Origin of the sequence: Desulfosporosinus youngiae DSM 17734 (assembly GCF_000244895.1) — a bacterium.
GTDB classification, from domain to species: Bacteria; Bacillota; Desulfitobacteriia; order Desulfitobacteriales; family Desulfitobacteriaceae; genus Desulfosporosinus; species Desulfosporosinus youngiae.
Window position 1 is genome coordinate 4,610,124 of record NZ_CM001441.1, and the last position, 18,457, is coordinate 4,628,580.

The 18,457-nt window shown below is 44.0% G+C and carries 18 protein-coding genes; all 18 read right to left on the reverse strand.

Annotated features, from left to right (window positions below; all coding sequences use genetic code 11):
• Positions 1-168 precede the first annotated feature (168 nt).
• Positions 169-1,269, reverse strand: a complete 1,101-nt coding sequence (locus DESYODRAFT_RS21305; RefSeq protein ID WP_007786269.1) for a GIY-YIG nuclease family protein — start codon at positions 1,267-1,269, stop codon at positions 169-171.
• Between the two features lie 109 nt (positions 1,270-1,378).
• On the reverse strand, positions 1,379-2,203 hold the full coding sequence (ablB, locus tag DESYODRAFT_RS21310) for a putative beta-lysine N-acetyltransferase (RefSeq protein ID WP_007786271.1): 825 nt from the start codon (positions 2,201-2,203) through the stop codon (positions 1,379-1,381).
• Entirely contained in the window at positions 2,196-3,476 is a 1,281-nt protein-coding gene (gene kamA / locus DESYODRAFT_RS21315; protein ID WP_007786273.1) for a lysine 2,3-aminomutase, read from the reverse strand. The genes ablB and kamA overlap by 8 nt, the downstream gene beginning before the upstream one ends.
• A gap of 386 nt (positions 3,477-3,862) precedes the next feature.
• Positions 3,863-4,000 (reverse strand): hypothetical protein, encoded by a 138-nt coding sequence (locus DESYODRAFT_RS28815; protein ID WP_169315932.1) that lies wholly within the window; start codon positions 3,998-4,000, stop codon positions 3,863-3,865.
• Between the two features lie 151 nt (positions 4,001-4,151).
• The gene (locus tag DESYODRAFT_RS21325) at positions 4,152-5,876 is read right to left on the reverse strand and encodes a proline--tRNA ligase (RefSeq protein WP_007786275.1); all 1,725 of its coding nucleotides are present in this window, start codon (positions 5,874-5,876) and stop codon (positions 4,152-4,154) included.
• Positions 5,877-6,024: 148 nt separating this feature from the next.
• On the reverse strand, positions 6,025-7,104 hold the full coding sequence (gene ispG / locus DESYODRAFT_RS21330; RefSeq protein WP_042339967.1) for a flavodoxin-dependent (E)-4-hydroxy-3-methylbut-2-enyl-diphosphate synthase: 1,080 nt from the start codon (positions 7,102-7,104) through the stop codon (positions 6,025-6,027).
• 23 nt (positions 7,105-7,127) lie between these two features.
• Entirely contained in the window at positions 7,128-8,198 is a 1,071-nt protein-coding gene (gene rseP / locus DESYODRAFT_RS21335) for an RIP metalloprotease RseP (RefSeq protein ID WP_007786278.1), read from the reverse strand.
• A gap of 194 nt (positions 8,199-8,392) precedes the next feature.
• Positions 8,393-9,571 carry a 1-deoxy-D-xylulose-5-phosphate reductoisomerase gene (locus DESYODRAFT_RS21340; RefSeq protein WP_007786279.1) on the reverse strand — a complete coding sequence of 393 codons (1,179 nt, stop codon included), beginning with the start codon at positions 9,569-9,571 and terminating at the stop codon, positions 8,393-8,395.
• A 54-nt stretch (positions 9,572-9,625) separates the two neighbouring features.
• The gene (ytvI, locus tag DESYODRAFT_RS21345) at positions 9,626-10,729 is read right to left on the reverse strand and encodes a sporulation integral membrane protein YtvI (protein ID WP_007786280.1); all 1,104 of its coding nucleotides are present in this window, start codon (positions 10,727-10,729) and stop codon (positions 9,626-9,628) included.
• 10 nt (positions 10,730-10,739) lie between these two features.
• Complete coding sequence (locus DESYODRAFT_RS21350; RefSeq protein ID WP_007786281.1) at positions 10,740-11,522, reverse strand: phosphatidate cytidylyltransferase; 783 nt, start codon at positions 11,520-11,522, stop codon at positions 10,740-10,742.
• An 8-nt stretch (positions 11,523-11,530) separates the two neighbouring features.
• The gene (gene uppS / locus DESYODRAFT_RS21355; protein ID WP_042339968.1) at positions 11,531-12,295 is read right to left on the reverse strand and encodes an undecaprenyl pyrophosphate synthase; all 765 of its coding nucleotides are present in this window, start codon (positions 12,293-12,295) and stop codon (positions 11,531-11,533) included.
• Between the two features lie 279 nt (positions 12,296-12,574).
• The gene (gene frr / locus DESYODRAFT_RS21360) at positions 12,575-13,132 is read right to left on the reverse strand and encodes a ribosome recycling factor (protein WP_007786284.1); all 558 of its coding nucleotides are present in this window, start codon (positions 13,130-13,132) and stop codon (positions 12,575-12,577) included.
• Positions 13,132-13,854: a UMP kinase gene (gene pyrH / locus DESYODRAFT_RS21365; protein ID WP_007786285.1), complete on the reverse strand. Its 723-nt coding sequence runs from the start codon at positions 13,852-13,854 to the stop codon at positions 13,132-13,134. The genes frr and pyrH overlap by 1 nt, the downstream gene beginning before the upstream one ends.
• 97 nt (positions 13,855-13,951) lie before the next feature.
• Positions 13,952-14,605, reverse strand: a complete 654-nt coding sequence (gene tsf / locus DESYODRAFT_RS21370; protein WP_007786287.1) for a translation elongation factor Ts — start codon at positions 14,603-14,605, stop codon at positions 13,952-13,954.
• Positions 14,606-14,817: 212 nt separating this feature from the next.
• A complete protein-coding gene (gene rpsB, locus DESYODRAFT_RS21375) occupies positions 14,818-15,543 on the reverse strand; it encodes a 30S ribosomal protein S2 (RefSeq protein WP_007786288.1) in 726 nt (241 codons plus the stop codon).
• A 188-nt stretch (positions 15,544-15,731) separates the two neighbouring features.
• Positions 15,732-16,181, reverse strand: coding sequence for a hypothetical protein (locus DESYODRAFT_RS21380; protein ID WP_007786290.1), 450 nt, complete (start codon positions 16,179-16,181; stop codon positions 15,732-15,734).
• A gap of 25 nt (positions 16,182-16,206) precedes the next feature.
• A complete protein-coding gene (gene codY / locus DESYODRAFT_RS21385; protein ID WP_007786291.1) occupies positions 16,207-17,001 on the reverse strand; it encodes a GTP-sensing pleiotropic transcriptional regulator CodY in 795 nt (264 codons plus the stop codon).
• Positions 17,002-17,062: 61 nt separating this feature from the next.
• Positions 17,063-18,448 carry an ATP-dependent protease ATPase subunit HslU gene (hslU, locus tag DESYODRAFT_RS21390; RefSeq protein ID WP_007786292.1) on the reverse strand — a complete coding sequence of 462 codons (1,386 nt, stop codon included), beginning with the start codon at positions 18,446-18,448 and terminating at the stop codon, positions 17,063-17,065.
• Between the last annotated feature and the right edge of the window lie 9 nt (positions 18,449-18,457).

The window sequence follows — 18,457 nt, forward strand, 5'->3', positions numbered from 1 at the left end:
ATTTAGAATTTAAAGCATTCGCCGCATTTCCACACATCTGAACCGAAAAGCTTACCGCAATTTGATATTCATCAGCTATAATATTCTTCGAACCATTAATTATAAACTTAGTGATCCCGTTCAGCTAAAGCCGAACATTAATACTCCCGAAAGCTTCAGTTGACTTTATTAATATCGTGTCGAAAGTTTAGCATTAATCCGACTTATGATCTTAATAACTGTGGCATCCAAGGATGTTTCATTCTTTAATCTTGCTGACGGTATCCAGAAAGTAATAACTTTTTTCCTATTCTTTTTTAAATAAGTGTAGATTATTTGCGCTTCATCAATATCCTGAGGGGTTAACTTACCAAAATCAAGTTTATCTATATCCAGAAACTTTTCCCGGATCATCCGGCTTAGGGACTGTCTCATCTCTATACTGTCTGAGCTTACTCCATCAATCATTTTTCCATAAAGCAACTTATTTCCTTTGATCAGGAACAATTTAGCACGATCATCGTCTAAGAATTCGACTGCTAAGATATTTCTATTTTTACTTGATGACTGAACTAACGTTTGTTTTCCAATAACATGCCTCAGACCTAAGTAATACTCTCTATACTTGGCCGCTTTTTCAAATTTAAGATTTTCAATAGCTGTGTCCAATTGTTGAGAAAGTTCCTGGACAGGTAGGAAATCATTTCCATTGAGAAGCTGTTGTATTTTTTCAATGTAATCCCAATACTCATCAGGTTGTACTTGCCCGGTACAAACCCCTAAACACCTACCCAACTGCCGAAACAAGCAGCCATTAGTACTCTTGACTAATCTAGGACTAGTACATTTTCGAATAGGGTAAAAATCATTTAGGTATTTTACAGCATTCTCTACCTGATGCGAACTGGTGAATGGACCAAAATATAGAGCATCTTCGTCCGCCTTTTCATTTACGACAATCACCTTCGGGTATTGTTCGGCTGGTATCTTTATATAAAGATATTTCTTAAAGTTCTTCATTTGCCTGTTATACCGGGGTTTTATTTTCTTAATAAGGTAGCATTCTTCAATTAAGGCATCCAACTCAGTATCCGTAACTTGATAATTGAACCTATGAATATGCTGTATCATTTCTTCAACTTTTGGATCTCTATCCTTTTGGTAATGAAAATATTGAGATATCCTGTTTTTTAAATCCTTAGCCTTTCCGACATAGATTACATTGCCCAATAAATCGAGCATCATATAAACACCTGGTCTTTTTGGAAGTTGCTTGAGTTCCTCTTTCAAAATCTTTGTCTCCGTAAGATTTTCTTAGACTACCTATTATTATAGCATACCGCATTTTCATTGGCATGAGTTCACTACCATAGGAATGGTGAAAAAGTGTCCCCTTGCCCTATCTGACCCAGAGATTCATGTCTTCAAAAGAACCTGCGATATGACAATTGTTAATCAGGCGTCCTTGATATCTATAGCCAAGTTTATGGAATACCCTGTTTATTCCAAAAGACCGGGCACGTGCTAAAGTGTAGATGTTAAATGAACCTAACTTTTGAACTTCCTGTTCTAAAATAACTAATAAGCGTTCCGTTAAGGAATGGCCACGGTATTCTTCTATCGTAGCACAATCTGTCATTTCACAACGGTTAAAAACTGGGTCAGGGTAAGCAGCTGAAACGGCAATCAGCCTCTCTTGTAAAAATGCACCGGCAAAAATGTTCCCATTCTGTATCAGGGAGGCAATATATTGTGGGTACATAGAAGTGGGATAACTCGTAAAAACCCGGGTTAATACTTGTGATATTTGTTCAGCAAAGGATTCATTTAAGAGTTTTAACTCCATTCCGTGAGGCAAGGCTTGTAACTGTCTCGTAGGTTCTGTCCGAACAGCATGAATAAGATCGTTCTCTGCTTGTAACTTATTGGATTGACCTCTTACCTTACTGACATAATAGGCGAGACTGACCGAAAATTCCTTACCGTTACCTCGGAAAATATGGCCTTCGGTACAAAAGCCAGCCTTTAAAAATTCGGGAACATCTGTCGGAAATGTCCATAGCCAGATTTTCTCCAGCTTCTTTTTTACCGCGAAATCAATGAGCTGTCTGCTAAACAAAGACGGCTTTAAACCTCGTGTATAGCCATTGATAACCAAACGTTTATTCCTTTCATCCATAAGGATGTGGCTTGAGAAATTATCTGGATTCAGAGTATTAAGCATTTGCCTTTCCTCCGTAACTGCCGGAAACTTTTCTCCTCTCCAATCGCATATTATCCTGAGGTATCAGACTGATTCGTTCCCCTCTCAGCAATTTAGCAAGACCAGTCTGGCGCTTTTTCGAGCTGGTACAGACCTCAGAGCATGTCTTGCAACGGCTTGCTTTATTTTCCGGTTCCTGGTATACGGTGATAACACCTTCATAATTACGCAGAATGACTTTATCGTTTGAATGCAAAATCATATAGTTGGGTTGAAGGGGGATTTTCCCGCCTCCTCCTGGGGCATCAACAACAAAGGTGGGAACGGCGAAACCGGAAGTGTGCCCTCTTAACATTTCGATAATTTCCAAGCCTGTACTGACGGATGTCCTGAAATGCTCAATGCCAGTAGATAAGTCGCATTGATACAAGTAGTAGGGCCTTACCCGGCATTTTACTAGTTCATGAACCAGCTTTTTCATAATTATAGAACAATCATTGATTCCTTTAAGCAAAACCGATTGGTTTCCAAGCGGAATTCCTGCATTAGCTAGTTTATTGAGGGCATTGCGGGCTTCAGCTGTAAGCTCCTGGGGATGATTAAAGTGTGTGTTGATCCAAATCGGGTGGTATTTTTGCAAAACCCCCACGAGGTGATCCGTAATGCGCATAGGAAGAACGACTGGGGTTCTTGTCCCAATACGGATAATCTCAACATGCGGAATTGCACGCAGATTCGACAAAATATACTCCAAGCGCTCATCAGAGAGGGTTAATGGATCTCCTCCCGATATGAGGACATCACGTATTTGATGATTGGAACGAATATATTCCAAGGCAGCCTTAAAGCGATTTAAAGGTAACGCCTGGTCTGTCTGTCCTGCCATTCTTCTTCTGGTACAATGTCTGCAATACATGGAGCATTGATCCGTTACCAGCAGCAGAACACGGTCAGGATAGCGGTGTGTCAGTCCACGTACAGGTGAATCGGCCTCTTCATGCAGCGGGTCTTCTAAATCACATGAGGATTTGTTTAACTCATGAATTGAAGGCACTGCTTGTTTTCTAATGGGACATTCCGAATCCTGGGGATTTATTAAGGAAAAATAGTAAGGTGTGATTGACATGCGGAAATTACCTAGGCAACGCTTAATTTGATCTGCTTCCGCGGCAGGGAGAGACATAACTTTGAGCAATTCCTCCTGGGTTGAAATTCTATTAGACATTTGCCAATGATAATCATTCCATTGCTCGTCAGTTATATGTGGCCATAACTTCAGTCGTTGTTCGTTCATTTGTTCTACCTCCTCGTCTTTTACAAGAGTTATGCACTCTGTTATCAACAGCGCCAGGCTCGGTTTCATAAAAACTTGGCCTAACACTAAGGAACAATCGATAGCGCACAAACACTAACAACCCCATGTGTAATCATAAGTTGTCTGTTAGTAAATGTCAACCCCCTGCTCTTGTAATATTTACCACAATTTTGTCATAACAGGTTCTCAGTTCCTAATTTACTTCCTACCCTATGGAATTTTTTATTGGACAGCAGGGTCTGCGTCCATTCATTGACCGCTTGCCCGAGTTCCTGATTGGTCATTCCCTGGATATCCCTATCGAGGATAAATTGCGCCCGTTCAAATTCGGATCCGGATCCGAATTTGAGGAGGTAAGTTATCCGTCAGCCGCCTTCCGGTCTCAACGGCGGCGCAAGGCAAACCCTCTCAGCCTGGTATTTGATCAGGTTAATTTCAGCCGCGATTACCTGGGTGGTGCGTCCACTGATGACATCAGTTCCTGTATCAGTCGTGGATATCACACTCCTGGGGGCTAATTTCACTCATAGGATATCTAGTTTTATACAGGAAAGTACCCTGCTGTCTGGTCAAGACAGCAGGGTACTTTCCTGTATAAAACAGTATATTAGGATAAGAGTTAACAAGCTCAGCTTGTGCTACCAAAGAGTAGGACTAGCACTGTAAAGCTTTTTCAATCATGGTTTTTACCTGTTGAGCAAGGTCTTCTGCCTTCACCAGCTGAGTCTCACCAGATTTGCGTTCTCTCAGTTCAACTTGACCATTAGCCAGAGTTTTGCTTCCCAGGGTTACCCGCAAAGGATATCCGACCAAATCGGCATCTTTAAATTTCACACCCGCGCGTTCATCGCGATCATCGAGAACGACTTCCACGCCAAGACTCTTAAGCTCCTGATAAAGTTTATCCGCGGTCTCCACGACTAAGGTATCTTTCGTGCTTGCTGTTACAATGACACATTGGTAGGGAGCAATGGGCATAGGCCAGACAATGCCAAACTCATCATGATTTTGTTCGATGGCAGCGGCAATTGTTCTGCTTACGCCAACACCGTAGCAACCCATCACACAACTTTTCTCTACTCCCTTTTCATCTAAAAAGTTTGCTCCCAGTGCTTTACTGTACTTTGTTCCCAGTTTAAACACTTGGCCTACTTCAATTCCCCGAGCTTCTTTAAGGGGAGCACCACATTTGAGACAAGCTTCGCCAGGCTCAACCATCCGTAAATCCAGGACCTGGTCAATGCGGAAATCCCTCCCGGAAACAACATCAACATAGTGATGTTCCGCTTTGTTGGCTCCACACACAGCCTTTTTCATGAGAGGAACCTCTGCGTCAGCGACAACCATAAGCCCTTCAGGCACCTTAACAGGCCCTACAGAACCCGGCCCGCACCCCATAATCTCCTCAACTACCTCGGGGGAGGCTAGTTGGAGGGATACAAATCCACCTAAAGCGTTGTTTAATTTAATTTCATTCAGGGTTCGGTCTCCGCGGACCAAGACCAAAAAGGTCTTCTCATCTCCTTGATACAATAAGGACTTAACTAAGGTGGTCTTCGGTACTGCCAAGAACTCACTAATGTCCTCAATCGTCTTGACTCCCGGTGTAGATACTAGCTTCATTTCTCCTTCAGGAGATATATCTTCGACCGCTTGGGGACGGCATTCGGATTTTTCCGTATTGGCAGCGTAATCACACCCTGAGCAATAAACCACTGAATTTTCTCCTGAATCGGCCAGAACCATAAATTCATGAGATCCGCCTGTCCCTCCAATAGCACCAGGGTCTGCTTCAACTGGACGATAGGTTAACCCGCAACGAGAAAAGATACGGCAATAAGCATCGTACATTTTCTGATAACTCTCATGCAAACCTGCCTCATCACGGTCAAATGAATAGAGATCTTTCATCACGAATTCCCGGCCGCGCATTAACCCGAAACGCGGGCGTCGCTCATCCCGGTACTTATTTTGAATTTGATAAAGAAGCAGCGGCAGTTGTTTATAAGACCGGATTTCACCACGCACAAGGTCGGTAATAATTTCTTCGTGGGTTGGGCCAAGGCAGAATTCTCGATTATGGCGGTCATTTAGGCGAAATAACTCTGCGCCATAGACATCCCAGCGTCCGCTCTCCTTCCATAATTCCGCTGGCTGCATAATTGGCATAAGGATTTCTTGTCCGCCTCTGGCATCCATTTCTTCCCGCACAATCGCTTCAATCTTTTTTAGCACTCGTAATCCTAAGGGCAAATAAGTGTATAAACCCGATGCCGATTTACGAATTAAACCTGCCCGAACCATCAGTTGATGGCTGATAACCTCAGCTTCAGCTGGCACCTCGCGGAGTGTAGGATTTAATAGTTGACTGACAAGCATGTTGTCCATTCCTTTCCGTTATGATTTTGCTTTTTTATCAGTTTCGCAAATAAATTCTCTAAGTATATCATCGATTTTCTATATAAATGTAGGTAATCTATCGTTTTTTTAATTTATTAGAAGTGCCAGTGTTGGATAGCAGCGTCGCCTAAAGCTTCTGATGCCCTTGAACATATTCCTCAATTTCGTGGAGCAGGGCAGCTAACAATTCTTGTTCCGGAAGGCGGGCTACAATCTCACCTTTGCGAAATAACAGCCCCATACCTTTTCCGCCTGCGATCCCATAATCAGCTTCACGAGCCTCTCCCGGTCCGTTAACTGCGCATCCCATAACCGCAACTTTTAAAGGCTTGTCCAGTGGCGGAAGTTGAGACAGCCGTTCCTCAACTTGCTCCGCTAGTGCAGCCAGATCAACCTGTGTCCGACCACAGGTTGGGCAGCTAATTAACTCTACGCTGCGCTGTCTCAAGCCAAGGACCTGTAAAATCTCTAAAGCGACCGGAATTTCCCGCACAGGGTCTCCCGTTAGGGACACTCGAACCGTATCCCCAATTCCTTCCGCAAGCAGGGTTCCGATTCCTATCGCTGATTTCACGACACCGGAGCGCACGGTCCCCGCTTCAGTTACCCCCAGATGCAGAGGATAGTCGACAACTTCATGAATCTTGCGATATGCCTCAAGCATCAAGGGAACCGAAGAGGCTTTAAGGGAGACCTTAAGCTTATCATACCCTTCCTCTTCAAGTATCCGTATATGCCCTAAGGCACTTTCAACCATACCCGCAGCAGTAGGTCCTCCGTACTTTTCAAGAAGTTCCTTTTCCAATGACCCAGCGTTCACCCCGATACGGATAGGGATCTGTCGTTCTCCAACAGCGCGCACAACCTCCTGAACTTTCCAGCGCGCACCAATATTACCCGGATTTAATCTCAATCCATGGACCCCTTGTTCAACTGCCTGAAGGGCCAAGCGGTAATCGAAGTGAATATCTGCAATAACGGGGAGCGGACTGGCTGCAGATATTTCTTTGAGGGCTTTAGCCGCCTCTCCATCTAAAACGGCAAGACGCACGATTTCACACCCGGCATCAGCTAAGCTTTGAATTTGAGCAAGAGTGCCGGGAATATCACGTGTATCCGTATTGGTCATGGATTGTATGACAATTGGGGCTCCGCCACCGACTTTCACAGACCCAACCTGCACTGGCTTGGTCATCTTTCTCTGTATCATGACTCTTCCCCCTGTAAACATTACCCGGCTTTCACAAACAAGCGCAGGACATCTTTGTAGGTTACGGCAAGCATTAAGCCCATAAGTAACACAAACCCTACTAAATGAATCATATTTTCCTTTTCCGGATTAAGCGGTTTCCCTCTCAAACCTTCAATCAGCAGGAAAACCAGCCGGCTTCCATCAAGGGCAGGGATAGGAAATAAGTTAATTAGACCCAATTGAATGCTTAAAACTCCCGTTAAGCCCAAAAGATTAGAGAATCCTTCCTTAGCCCCTTCTCCGATCACCTGGGCAATCATGACGGGACCTCCGACATCAGCCGGGATCTTTCCCGTGACCATTTGGGTCAAAGTCACAACAATTAACTTTGTAAAATCTATAGAGCGTTGAATTCCTACACGAGTTGATTCAAAGATGGAGGCATGAACATACGTGACTTCCGGCGCAATCCCAATCATACCATTCCCTGATTGTGGGTCCTTTTCTGTCTTTATTGACACCGTTTGGCGTTGCTGTTCGCTTCCTCGTTCAATAGTTAAGCTTAAAACCTGGTCTGGTTTGGAATGAATTAATTCTGTCAAACGAGCCCAATCTGCGGTTATTTCCTGATCGACCGCAATGATTCTATCTCCCGGTTGAATTCCGGCTGTCGCCGCTGGTTTACCTTTAACTAAAGAACCAACCATATTGCTATTCCCTTGGGCTGGAATCCCCAGATAAGCAAAGACGCTTATAAACATGATAATCGCCAGAACGAAGTTCATAATCGGTCCGGCCGCAATGACAGCCATGCGCTGCCACACCGGCTTATTCATAAAGCTTCTCGCATCATTATTTGAGACAATCATTGGCTGGCCATTTTTATCGAGTTCTGCATCCATCCCATGAAGTTTAACGAACCCACCCAGAGGAATCAGACGCAGAGCATAAAGTGTTTCTCTCCCCTGGTAACCCACGATTTTCGGACCGAAACCAAAACTGAACTCAATAACCTTGACGCCAATCCATTTTGCGACAATATAGTGTCCGAATTCATGAATCATAACCATGCTTCCAAATACAAAAACAATGGCGAGTGTCGTTAACACTTTAATCCCCCCTTTTCGATGTTCGTGGTTCGAACATCATTTACGAATATCCAGTATTGCGTACTTTGTTCCATTCCGTGGTTCTTTTAATCATCTAAGGGCTACTCATCTGATCTCAAGCTGGTGTATCCAAATTCAGGCTGAGAGTACTATTTCGTCAAGTGTACCAGAGTTCATGGCTTCAAGGTTCATGCTTAACAGTCCTTACGATTCGAACATCGCGCCTCGAGCCTCGCAATATGTTCTTCAGCCCGGCGCCGTGCCCAAGTATCCGCATCGAGTATGCTTTCCAAATCCATATTATCTAAAACATGGTGCTCGGAACAAACGTTTCCGACGATGTCGTGGATCCCTAAATACGATACTTTCTTCTGCAGAAATGCCGATACTGCAACTTCATTAGCCGCATTCATAACCGCTGGCAGAGTTCCCCCTTGCCGGCCGGCCTGATAAGCCATTGCTAAAGCGGGAAAGGCTTCAAAATCGGGTTCGTGAAAGGTTAATGTTTTCCCCCGAAGGTTAAGGCGTTCAAAGGGATTTTTCCAACGTGTCGGATAACTTAAGGCATATTGGATTGGCAGCCGCATATCCGGCCTGCCTAATTGAGCAAGGACTGACCCATCACAATATTCCACCATAGAATGGACTACACTTTGGGGATGAATCAGCACCTCTATTCCATCATATTCTATATTAAATAGATGATGCGCTTCAATGACTTCAAGCCCCTTGTTCATCATCGTTGACGAATCAATCGTGATCTTTGCACCCATTTCCCAGTTAGGATGGCGGAGAGCTTTCTCTAAGGTAACCGTCCCTAACTTCTCCTTGGTCCATCCAAAAAAAGGCCCTCCCGAAGCGGTTAGAATAATTTTTTCTATGGTTTTTGATTCTTCCTCTAAACATTGAAAAATTGCTGAGTGTTCACTATCAACCGGCAGGATTTTGCAGTTCTTTTTCTTTGCGGAGGACATAACTAAATCCCCGCCGGCTACTAAAGTTTCTTTATTGGCCAGAGCAATCGTCTTTCCAGCTTCTATGGCAGCAAGGGTGGGCTCTAAGCCAATTCGACCTGAAAGAGCCGTAACGACTGTATCTATTTGAGGAGCGGTAACAGAGTTAATTATCCCCTCCATGCCCTGGTCGACTTTAATAGGTAAATCTCTTAGCCGGCCACGCAGTTCACGAACCGCACCCTCGTCCATCATCACTACTACAGCCGGATTAAAGAGCCGAGCCTGTTCTTCCATGAGTTTCACATTTTTAGCGGCGGCCAAAGCATGTATCTTAAGTTCCCCTTCGGCATGACGAACAACATCTAGAGTTTGACGGCCGATTGACCCTGTCGATCCTAATAGAGTCAGCGTTTTCAACGCAAATCATCTCTCCCTGCTCCATAAGCAATTTTTAATAAATTTCCAAAGATTTTACTCTTTAGGATGTCCAAAAGCGCTGACTCTTCGCACAGCTTCATAACATATAACGATTGCGGGTCCCACAATAAGACCGAAACCTCCTAGCAATTGAAGCCCTACATACATGGAAATAAGCGTTGGCAGCGGATGTATACCAATTCCTTTAGACATAACCTTTGGCTCAAGAAACTGCCGTATTACCATAATCACGATCCACATTACCAAGAGTTTTAGTCCTTCTCCAAAGGATCCCATAATAAAGAGCCCGATGGCCCAAGGTACAAACAGCATCCCTGTCCCAACAATCGGGACTATATCCAATAATCCCGCAATAACACCCAGAGTAACAGCATATCTATTCCCCATGAGCACTAACCCGACAATAGTTGCTAGTGACGTCACGGAAACTAAAATAGCCTGAGACCGTACAAACCCAACAACGGCCGCCCCCAAATCTTCACTGATCGCTTGAGCACTGACACGGAAACGGCGAGGAAATAAGTTTGAAATAAACAGTTTTACATCCGGGTAACTTGAACTTATTAGTATAGTCGCCACAATGGACACTATAATCACAATAAATACACGAGGTAAAGCGGTCAGAAACGAAAGTAAAAATGCGCTCGCTGATTTAGCCCATGCTTGAAGCATAGTGGCCAAGGTTTGTGTCGCGGTAAACAATGTATCTTGGATTTGAGGGTTCACCTCAACAAACCTCTCCGCAGTATCGACTTGCTTTGCCACAAGATCAATAAGATACCCATAGTTTGGTAAACTTATGGCTAACTCAGATAATTCTGTATAAAGGCGGGCAACAATTATAAAAACAAACAGGCTTAATCCCGCAATCGCCAGAAGTAAGGAAACGACTGCAGCATATGGCCGGCGAATCCTCATGGCCCGCATCACTCCAACAAGGAGCGGCTCGAGTAAGAAGGCAATAATAATAGCAATAATAAATGGCAAAAAAGCGCTGAACAGCTCGCTGATAACCTCACCAAAAACAGGCAGGAAATCTTGAAAAAAATATGTAAAAAGCTTCAATATGACAAGGAAACTTGTCACAATCGCTAATCGATTGATATTTGTCCAAATAGGGTGTTTTTGGATACTCAATGGTTTCACCTCATGATAACAAGATTACTCCATAGTATACTAACGGCAGGGCAAAAATAAGACTATCAAAACGATCTAAAATCCCACCATGCCCTGGAATTATTGTTCCAGAATCTTTGACCCCTGCGCTGCGTTTCAAGGCTGACTCAAATAAATCCCCTATTTGAGCGCTAATCCCAATAACCACTCCTAAAACAACATAAGTGAGCCAAGAAGCACCACCAATCAGCCGCCAACAAGCAATGGCTACTATGATACTGAATGCTAATCCCCCTAGCGAGCCTTCCACAGTTTTCTTCGGACTAACTTGAGGTGCCAGGAGATGACGGCCAAATTGTCTCCCTATAAGATATGCACCAGTATCCGTTGCCCATACCAAAAAGATTGTCATAAAAGTCCACTCAAGTCCTCGCGGAAGCTGCCGGAGCAAATATAAATGGGATAGCAGGACAACAGCATAAAGGACAGCCAAGGAGTTAAAGTTTGCTTCTGCAAGGGGCGAATTCGGATAAGTCAGAGCAAGTCGTCCCAGACAAATTAAAAACCAGAAGAGAAGAGCTGCTAATATCCATTCTTCCCCGCCAATGAACAAACTAGTCAGCCAAACAACCGTGGCCGCTGCAGTTTGTATATACCAAGCGCGCACACCCATTTGCACGCCAATTTGCCAAAATTCCCGCAAGGCCAGCATTGTTAATACAGCGACTAAGAAAGCTGTATAAGGTCCCCCCAAATAAATTAAACCTAGTAAAATTGGGGCGCCAACCAAGGCACTCATTATTCTTTTAAACATGTGCTACCTCAATCTGTATGTATTCCACCAAAGCGGCGATCCCGTTTCTGGTATGTTTTAATCGCATCAAGTAACGTCTTTTCGCCAAAATCAGGCCAAAGATCTTCAATTACGACGATTTCTGTATAGGCTAGTTGCCAGAGCAAAAAGTTACTTAGCCTCATTTCCCCTGAGGTTCGGATCATTAAATCGGGATCCGGCAACCCTTTGGTAAAGAGTACATCACTAAATTGCGCTTCACCAATCTCTTCAATTTTTTGCTTCCCGCTCAAAACATCACTGCATAATGTCTTGACAGCACCAATGATCTCAGATCGCCCACCATAATTTAAAGCAAGGTTTAGAATGAGACCCGTATTATTACGCGTGTGTTTCATAGAATTCTCTAATTCGCGCTGTGCCTCCCGAGGCAGGCCGGCAATGCCCCCTATAGCACGAATAACTACATTATTCTGATGAAGTTCTTGGAGTTCCTTTCTCAGATACTCTGTCAGCAGAGTCATGAGCACACCCACTTCATCTTTAGGCCTGCTCCAATTTTCAGTAGAAAATGCATACACAGTTAAGACCTCAATACCTATTTTAGAACAGGCCTTAACAACCTTCCGCAGGGCCTCGACACCTGCCCGATGTCCCATCGAACGAGGAAGCGCACGCTTTTGAGCCCATCGCCCATTCCCATCCATGATAATGGCAATATGGCGAGGAAGGCGTTCCAGCGCAATTTGGTCCATTGAATCCACCTTATTTTGTTTCCAAGCCTTTAGCCACATCATCGATTGCACCCCTAACTCGATATTCGAACCACTAACCTCAAATTACGAGATTGACCCCCTTTGTATATCAGGGGGTCAATGTCTGTCTTGGTGAATAATTTTCGTGCGCTAATACAACCTCTACACGATCATCGAAGTCTCTGACTCGAACAACTCGGTAGTTTCCCCATGATTCTATATTACCATGAGGATGAGTCATTTGGAAAGCGCAAGGTTTACCCAACCGTTCAATTTCGGGCTTAATCTTAGTCCAATCACGACCGAGCCAAGCCTGAATCATACTTCCATGATTTCGCTTTCTTTAGCTTCCATTACACGCTCAATCTCTTTAATTATTTTATCCGTCATTTTTTGTACTTCTTCTTGGGCACGTTTGACTTCATCTTCAGAAGCCTCGTGATCTTTCTCTAATTTCTTTAACTGATCATTAACGTCCCGTCGCACATTCCGAACAGAAACTCGTGCTTCTTCGGCCTTCTTTTTCACCGCCTTCACCAACTCCACACGCCGTTCTGACGTGAGCTGAGGAATCATGAGACGAATTACAGATCCATCACTTGAGGGGTTAAGACCAAGATCGGATTTCATGATGGCCTTTTCGATGGCAGGCAGAACGGATCTGTCCCAAGGTTGAATCATCAGCAATCTTGCTTCAGGAGCAGATATATTCGCAAGCTGATTAATGGGGGTAGGAGTTCCATAATACTCAACCAGCACTTTGTCCAAGACACTTGGATTAGCACGGCCGGCGCGGATCGAAGCATATTCCCTGCGTAAGGCATCAACCCCTTTATGCATACGTTCATCCGCGTCTTTAATTACCTCTGAAATCATTAACTATCCCTCCCAACATATGTTCCAATTGATTCTCCCATGACAACACGCCGAATATTGCCCTGTTTCGTAAGGTCAAATACGATAACCGGAATATTATTATCCATGCAAAGTGAGGTCGCAGTTGAATCCATAACCCCAAGTCCCCGACTAAGAACTTCCAAATAGCTTAAACGCTCAAATCTCTGAGCTTCGGAATTAATCATCGGATCTGAATCGTAAACTCCATCCACCCGTTTAGCCATCAAAATAACGTCCGCTTCAATCTCAGCGGCTCTTAAAGCTGCCGTAGTATCTGTAGAGAAGTAGGGATTGCCTGTCCCAGCTGCAAAAATCACAATCCGTCCTTTTTCCATATGACGAATGGCCCGGCGCCGAATATAGGGCTCAGCGACTTGTCTCATTTCAATAGCTGATAAGACCCGGGTATCTGATCCTGCTTTTTCCAAGGCATCCTGTAAAGCCAAGGCGTTCATCACGGTTGCTAACATACCCATATAATCGGCTTGAGCGCGGTCCATACCTTGGGCACTGCCCGTAATACCACGCCATAAGTTTCCTCCGCCAACTACCAGGCTGACTTCAACTCCCAAATCGCGAATTTCTGCCACCTGCTCTGCTACGGAAACCAGCATATCATGTTGAAGGCCAAATCCTTGAGTACCTGCAAGGGCTTCCCCACTTATCTTAAGGACAACTCGTTCATACTGCGGCTTTTCCATGGATTAACCTCCATCAATCTAATTCTTTTCCATTGAAAAAATAGTTCACATTCCAAAAAGAGAACACCAGGGTGTTCTCTAGATCGTTTATCAGAGATTATTTATTTAGTTCTTTCATAACTTCAGCAGCAAAGTCATCCTGTCTTTTTTCAATGCCTGCACCTAACTCATAACGTGTGAAGCGGCGAATTACGATGCGTTCACCAATTTTAGCTGTCTTATCCAGAATAAGTTCACTAATGCTCTTATCTGGATCCTTGACAAAAGCTTGTTCCATTAAACATACTTCTTTGTAGAATTTTCCGATTCTGCCCTCAACCATTTTTTCAACGACCTTTTCGGGCTTTCCTTCATTGAGAGCTTGGGCCTTCAAGATATCTCTTTCATGTTGAAGCACGTCAGCCGGAACTTCTTCTTTAGTTAAATATTGTGGATTCGCAGCTGCGATATGCAGACCAAGATCACGGACTAACGTCTTAAATTCGTCCCCTCGAGCGACAAAGTCTGTCTCGCAGTTTACTTCCAGCAAAACGCCAATTCGTCCGCCGCCATGAATGTAGGACTCAATCAATCCTTCTGCCGCGATACGTGCACCTTTTTTAGCTGCCGCAGCCAATCCTTTTTCACGGAGAAAGTCACAAGCCTTTTCCATTTCTCCGCCGCATTCTGTAAGTGCCTTTTTGCAGTCCATCATGCCTGCACCGGTCCGTTCTCTAAGCTCTTTAACTAGAGCTGCAGTTACCTCTGCCATTATTTTACCCTCCTAATATCGATGCACGAAGCTCGAGGAACGAGGCTCGATATTAAATCTCTGCCCGATGCTCGAAATCCAACGTGCACTATAATTATGTGTTGTCTGCATAAGAATAAAGTCAACCTATAATATCATTATAGGGTCGCGATAAGTAAGAAAATATGAAATATGCGAGGCTCGAGCTTCGAGCTTCGAACCTCGCACATCAATTACGCTTCGACCGCTTCTGCGGCTTCTTCAGCATCTTCCTCGCTGCCTTGTTGTCCTTCGATAATGGCATCAGCCATTTTTCCGGTCAGCAGCTTGACCGCACGAATAGCATCATCATTAGCCGGAATAACAACATCGATCTCATCCGGATCGCAGTTCGTATCCACTATTGCAACGATAGGAATATTAAGGCGGCGTGCTTCCGCAACGGCAATGCGTTCTTTACGCGGATCTACAATAAACAGAGCATCCGGGAGTTTCTTCATATTCTTAATTCCGCCCAGGAAACGCTCCAGTTTTTCCATCTCATGACGCAGTGCAGAAACTTCCTTTTTGGTAAGCACTTCAAAAACGCCTTCTGCTTCCATGTTTTCCAAAACACGCAACCGGTCGACACGCTTTTGAATTGTTTGGAAGTTGGTCAGCATTCCTCCAAGCCAACGCTCATTAACGAAGTACATACCACAACGTGCAGCCTCTTCTTTAACCGACTCTTGCGCTTGTTTCTTGGTACCTACAAACAGCATGGTACCTCCTTCAGTAGCAAGATTCCGAACAAAGTTATAAGCCTCATCTACTTTTTTTACGGTTTTTTGCAAATCGATAATGTAGATTCCATTACGCTCGGTAAAAATGTACCGTGCCATTTTAGGATTCCACCGACGTGTTTGGTGTCCAAAGTGTACACCCGCTTCAAGTAATTGTTTCATTGAAATAACAGCCATTTGTTCAACCTACTTTCTTTTTGTTTTTTCCGCCGCAGGTTCATCTCAAAGTGCCCCTTTTCTCATCGACAAGGAACTGACACCTTCATCCCACTGCGTGTGTCGTTAAATCACACTGTTACTAGATTAGCATATTCTTAGCAGCTTTGCAACGAGCTTGCACTTCTGAGCCTCAAATTCCCTCTTGCTTAATTAGCATACCGATTAAGATTGGAACGTATATCATGCTGTTGAATAAAAATCTCTAAATCGCTCATAAGTTCGGGAAAAGGAAAATAGAATTCACTTACATAATATAAATCCTCACTCGTCCGAATCTGAGCAATTTCCTGCCCCTTGTCATCAAAATAAAAGGCGACCCGTCGAATATCCTTTGGCTCAAGGATATGTTCGCCCAGTAAGGAATGAAAGACAATTTGCTCACCGTTCGTAATAATGCGTTTGCTCTTGGCGACGACCCATAATGTTAGAATTCCAAGCCCTGAAATCACATAGATTCCTATGAGCACTCTTAATTCCAGGGTTGGCAGCGTGCTGAAACCATGGATTCCTCCAACAATCAGGGGGTATAGAATGAGAAACACAAGGCCTGGAATAATAAGGGGTCTCAGTTGGTAAACATAATCATGTTCTTCCATCGAAATACCTCCTGCTATAAGCGGCCTACTTCATGTGTTTAGTGTGTTTATCAAGTTCATCCAGCAAATAATCATTAAGAACTCGGATATAAGTTCCTTTCATTCCCAGTGATTTTGACTCGATTACTCCGGCGGACTCAAATTTTCTCAGGGCATTGACAATTACAGAACGGGTAATCCCCACTCGATCCGCAATTTTGCTGGCTACCAATAGTCCTTCTCCGCCGCCCAATTCAGCAAAGATATGTTCAACTGCTTCAAGTTCGGAATAGGAGAGAGTTCCTACGGCAATTTGAACTGCTGCTTTTTTACGTGCTTCTTCTTCTGCCCGTTCAGCCTTAACTCGCAAAATTTCCATACCTACAACTGTGGCACCATATTCGGCGAGAACTAGATCGGCCTCATCAAATTCGACATCATATTTAGCGAGCACAAGCGTCCCGACGCGTTCTCCCCCACCTAAGATCGGTACGGTCGTTGTCAGTTTATTGTTAAAACCACACCGTTCATTATTATTAAAGATGCAGCCATTAGCGACTTGGGTAGTATTCGTCGTTGTTCCGGTAACTTTCATCAACCCTTCGTTGTAGCTTTCCGGGAACCGTTCGCTGTGAATAACAATATCCTCCATGATTCCGCATACGAAACCATCCATAAAACTATATCCCATAATTTTTCCGCGCCGTCCTACAATATAACAGTTGGCATTCACCGCCTGCCGAAGTACTGTGGCCATTTCCTCAAAATCTACAGGATTACCTGCAGCGCGCTGAATTAACTTATTTATCGATCTTGTTTTTTCTAATAATGTGGTTACCATAAGTTTTTATCCTCCTTAAAACATTCTTTTATTATTTAACTTGTTAAACTTATTCTATATTCTACAAAATATAGCGTGCCAAATCCTGGTTCCGAACAACATTTCCCAAGCGATGCTCAACATATTCCCGATTAATGGTCACCGTGTAGTCATCGGGCAGTTCTGAGGCTTCAAACGATAACTCTTCCAGGACTTTTTCGACAATGGTGTGAAGTCGGCGTGCACCTATATTTTCTGTCGTAGAATTAACTTTGTATGCAACTTCTGCTAATTCATCAATAGCATTCTCTGTAAATTCAACGTTTATCCCTTCAGTTCCCAATAAGGCGCTGTATTGTTTAATAAGCGAGGATTGAGGTTCGGTAAGAATTCGTTTGAAATCCGCAACGCTCAATGACTCAAGTTCCACTCTAATTGGAAATCTGCCCTGTAGTTCGGGGATAAGGTCCGATGGTTTACTGACATGGAAAGCTCCTGCTGCGATAAATAGGATGTGATCAGTTTTTACAGGCCCATACTTTGTTACTATCGTAGATCCTTCAACGATCGGAAGAATGTCGCGTTGGACACCTCCCCGGGAAACATCCGCACCGCTGGTATTCTCCCGCCCCGCAATTTTATCGATTTCATCTAAGAATACAATTCCCTCTTGCTCAGTTCTTCGTATTGCATCCTGAACCGCTTCATCGTGGTCGATTAAGTTTTGAGCTTCTTCCTGGATTAAGATCTTTCGCGCTTCACGTACAGTAACTTTCCTCTTTTTGTGCCGCTTTGGAAGCATCCCAGACATCATATCCTGAATGTTCAAACCCATCTCCATCATATTATTGTTACCCAGCATATCTGAAAGAGGCATACTTTCTTCTACCGAAATATCAATAATTTTCTCTTCAAGCTCTCCAAGTCGTAAATGTTCGTTGACAATCTTACGTTCTTTTTCGATTTCCGGAGTTATTTCAGGTTCTTTCTCCTGATTTGCCGACTGGCCAAATAACATTTGAAAAGGGTTACCAGAGGAACTCTCTTTGCGTTTTTCGGGAACGAGCAACTCCAGTAAGCGTTTTTCGGCGTTAACCGCAGCCTGAGCCTGAACTTGTTCCATGCGCTCCGCCTTGACCATACGCAGCGATATTTCGATTAAATCCCGGATGATCGATTCCACATCCCGGCCTACATAGCCAACTTCAGTAAATTTTGTTGCTTCGATCTTAATAAAGGGGGCTTTTACCAGCCTTGCCAGACGCCGTGCTATCTCCGTTTTACCCACACCTGTTGGCCCTATCATCAGAATGTTTTTCGGTATTACTTCTTCCTGCAACTGTTCCGGCAGGCAAGAACGCCGGTAACGATTACGCAAAGCAACTGCAACAGCCCTTTTGGCAGTATTCTGTCCAATTATATATTGATCCAATTCATGGACAATCTCACGTGGAGTCAAGCGATCCATAGTCACACC